This is a genomic window from Microbacterium sp., assembly GCF_011620715.1.
GTDB lineage: Bacteria > Actinomycetota > Actinomycetes > Actinomycetales > Microbacteriaceae > Microbacterium.
Genome location: NZ_WOYP01000083.1, coordinates 12,430 through 15,278, shown reverse-complemented (window position 1 = coordinate 15,278; position 2,849 = coordinate 12,430). Strand labels below are relative to the sequence as shown.

Annotated in this window: 3 protein-coding genes; 1 reads left to right on the top strand and 2 read right to left on the bottom strand. The window is 70.2% G+C overall.

The annotated features are described in order from the left end of the window. The first annotated feature begins 200 nt into the window (after nucleotides 1-200). Nucleotides 201-1,493, top strand: coding sequence for an ion channel protein (locus tag QZV84_RS08035; protein ID WP_292827982.1), 1,293 nt, complete (start codon nucleotides 201-203; stop codon nucleotides 1,491-1,493). A gap of 25 nt (nucleotides 1,494-1,518) precedes the next feature. Here QZV84_RS08035 and QZV84_RS08030 read toward each other — a convergent pair whose 3' ends face one another. Then, complete coding sequence (locus QZV84_RS08030; protein ID WP_292827979.1) at nucleotides 1,519-1,956, bottom strand: hypothetical protein; 438 nt, start codon at nucleotides 1,954-1,956, stop codon at nucleotides 1,519-1,521. Next, nucleotides 1,953-2,825: a protein kinase gene (locus QZV84_RS08025; protein ID WP_292827976.1), complete on the bottom strand. Its 873-nt coding sequence runs from the start codon at nucleotides 2,823-2,825 to the stop codon at nucleotides 1,953-1,955. Before QZV84_RS08025 ends, QZV84_RS08030 begins: the two co-directional genes overlap by 4 nt. Nucleotides 2,826-2,849: the final 24 nt, after the last annotated feature.

The window sequence follows — 2,849 nt, the reverse complement described above, 5'->3', positions numbered from 1 at the left end:
CTCGGGTCCGCCGGTCTCTGGCGCTGACCCTCACCCCGCAGTGCGGAGCCCCCGCCCGCAGTCATCCCCGCGGGATGATGTCAGCCGCTGGCCATCGCAGGCGAGAACGGCTGCGTGATAGCGTCCGTGCACCGCGATGAATCACCGCGGTCGGCGAAGACGACCCGATCTTGGTGCTCGATCAGGAGGAAGATCCGCGCATGAGCCTCGCACGCCCGGAGACCGACCCGAATGTCACCCCCCTTCGGCTCCTGATGCTCGCCGTACCGGCACTACTGGTCGGGGTCGTCTCCGCGCTGATCCTCTGGACGCTCGATCGGAGCGCCGATGCCCTCTCGAACGTGATCTGGACCACGCTTCCGGGCGCGCTGAACGTCGACCCGAACGGCTGGTGGATCATCCTCGTGCTGACCGTCACCGGACTGGCGGTCGGCATCGCGCTGCAGGTTCTCCCCGGGCACGGCGGCCCGGATTCGGCCACGACCGAGCTCGTCGACAAGCCTCTGCCGCTGCGCACGCTCCCTGGTCTCGCCGTGGTCACGCTGCTCGGCCTCGCCGGCGGGGTGAGTCTCGGACCCGAGAACCCGATCATCGCGATCAACACCGCGATCATCGTCGCGGTGTTCGCGCGGCTCATCCCCCAGGTGTCCCCGGAGGTGTCGATGATGCTCGCAGCGTCCGCCACGATCGGCGCCCTGTTCGGCACTCCGGTTGCCGCAGCGCTCGTCTTCACCGGATTGGTCGCCGCCGTGCGGGCCGGCGGTTCCCTGTGGGACAAGCTGTTCCTGCCGCTGGCGGCGGCCGGTGCGGCATCCATCACGATGCACCTGCTGGGCGCCCCCCCGTTCGCGTTCGACATGCCGGCCTACGGCCCGCCGCAGGCGTTCGACATCCTCACCGGCATCCTGGTCGCCTGCGCCGTCACCGTGGCAGGTCTCGCGGCGCTGGCCGTCTTCCCCTTTGTCTACCGGGCGCTGCACGCCCTCGGGCATCCGATCATCATCACCACGGTCGGCGGGTTGATCCTCGGCATCCTCGGCTACATCGGCGGCCCGATCACCATGTTCAAGGGTCTCACTCAGATGGGTGAGCTGCTCAAGGACCCGAGTCAGTACGACGCCGGTCAACTCGCCGTGATCGCGGGCATCAAGATCGTCGCTCTGCTCGTCGCAGCATCCGCGCTGTTCCGAGGCGGCCGTGTGTTCCCGGCGGCCTTCATCGGCGTGGCTCTCGGACTTCTCGTGAGCACGCTGTTCCCGTCGCTGAACATGAGCCTGGTCGTCGCGTGCGCTGTGCTGGGCATCGTGCTGGTCGTGGCTCGCGACGGCTGGCTTGCGGTGTTCGTCGCCGTCGCGATCCCGGGCGACATCGCGCTGCTGCCGATCCTGTGCATCGTCGTGCTGCCGGCCTGGCTGCTGGTCTCGCAGGCACCGGAGTTCCGGATCGTGCCGCCGGCCGAACCGGAGGCGGCGCCCGTCCCGTCCGGCGGCTGACGTCTCCGGCCGCGATCCAGCGGGTTCAGTCGCCTCGGCCCTTTCCGTTCCCGCTGTTGCCGTTGCCGTTGCCGTTGCCGTTGCTGTTGCCGGGACCCGAGTTGTCATTGCCGTCGTCGGTGAGTCCCGGACCGACGGTCGGCTGCGGCACAGGTTCGATGCTCGGCGTCGGCGCGGGCTGCAGATCGGCCCGCACCACCTCGATCGCACCCTGGATGGATGCTGCGCGCTCTGCGGTCACATCACCCGCCGCGACGGCGGCGTCGAGCCTCTCCTGCAGTTCGTCCAGTCGGGTGAGCGCTGTCGCCTGATCGCCGGCCGCAGCCGACTCTGCTACGGCGACTACGCCGGCCTGCAGGTCGGTAGAGGCCTGCCGCGACAGCGTCAAGGGGGCGGTGGCGCAGCCCGCCAGGACGGCCGCGACCGCGGCGACGCAGATCAGCCAGGCGAGGCGGCGCATCACGGACTCAGCTCATTCATCAGATCCTGCAGATGCGTGTCGAGCGGCTCGCCGACCGCGGGAAGCGCCGGCGGCGGTGCCGGGGAGGCGGCGCCGATCGCGAGCGCGACGCCCACGACCGCGGCGACCAGTACGAGCGCGACGGCACCGACGATCATGACCCATCGCGACCGGTTCACGGGTGGGGAGCTGCCCGGCTCGCAGTCGCCGCCGGCCGGTGATGCGACCGACTGCTCACCCACGACCACGGTGGCGTCGGTCGGCGACGAGGTCAGCACGCGCCCCGACGCGTCCAGCATGGGCGGTGCGGGTACGACGGCTGCCTCGGGTGCCACCATCAACCGCGTCGCGGCCGGCTCGGAATCGATGGCGCGCGTGGCCTCGGAATCGGTCTCCTCGCTGTCGAGCACACGCCCGCGCACGGACACCTCGAGAGCCGTCGGACGCTCGCCCGGGTCGATCGCGGTCATCGCCGTCAGGAGCGACCGCCACCTGTAGCCCCAGTCTCCGGGGACATCCGGCGGCGACGTGAGACGGACCGAGACCGCCTCGATCGGAGTCTGCTGCGGGAAGGCGCGTCGTCCCGAGAGCGCCTCCAGCAGCACGAGGCCGAGGCTGTAGATGTCCGATGCCGTCGTAGGGGCGTGGCCCCGCACCTGCTCGGGCGAGATATACGCGGCCGTGCCGATCGCCGTGCCCGGCGTGGTCACCCGAGCGGCATCCACGAGGTAGGCGATGCCGAAGTCGGCGAGCACCGCGCGGAACGTGTGCTGCGGCGTGAGCGGTGGCCGCAAGAGGATGTTCGCCGGTTTGACGTCACGGTGGATGATCCCCGCACCGTCTACGTCACCCGGATCAGGGTGCGCTGCCATCCGGTCGACCCATCAGGGGCGATG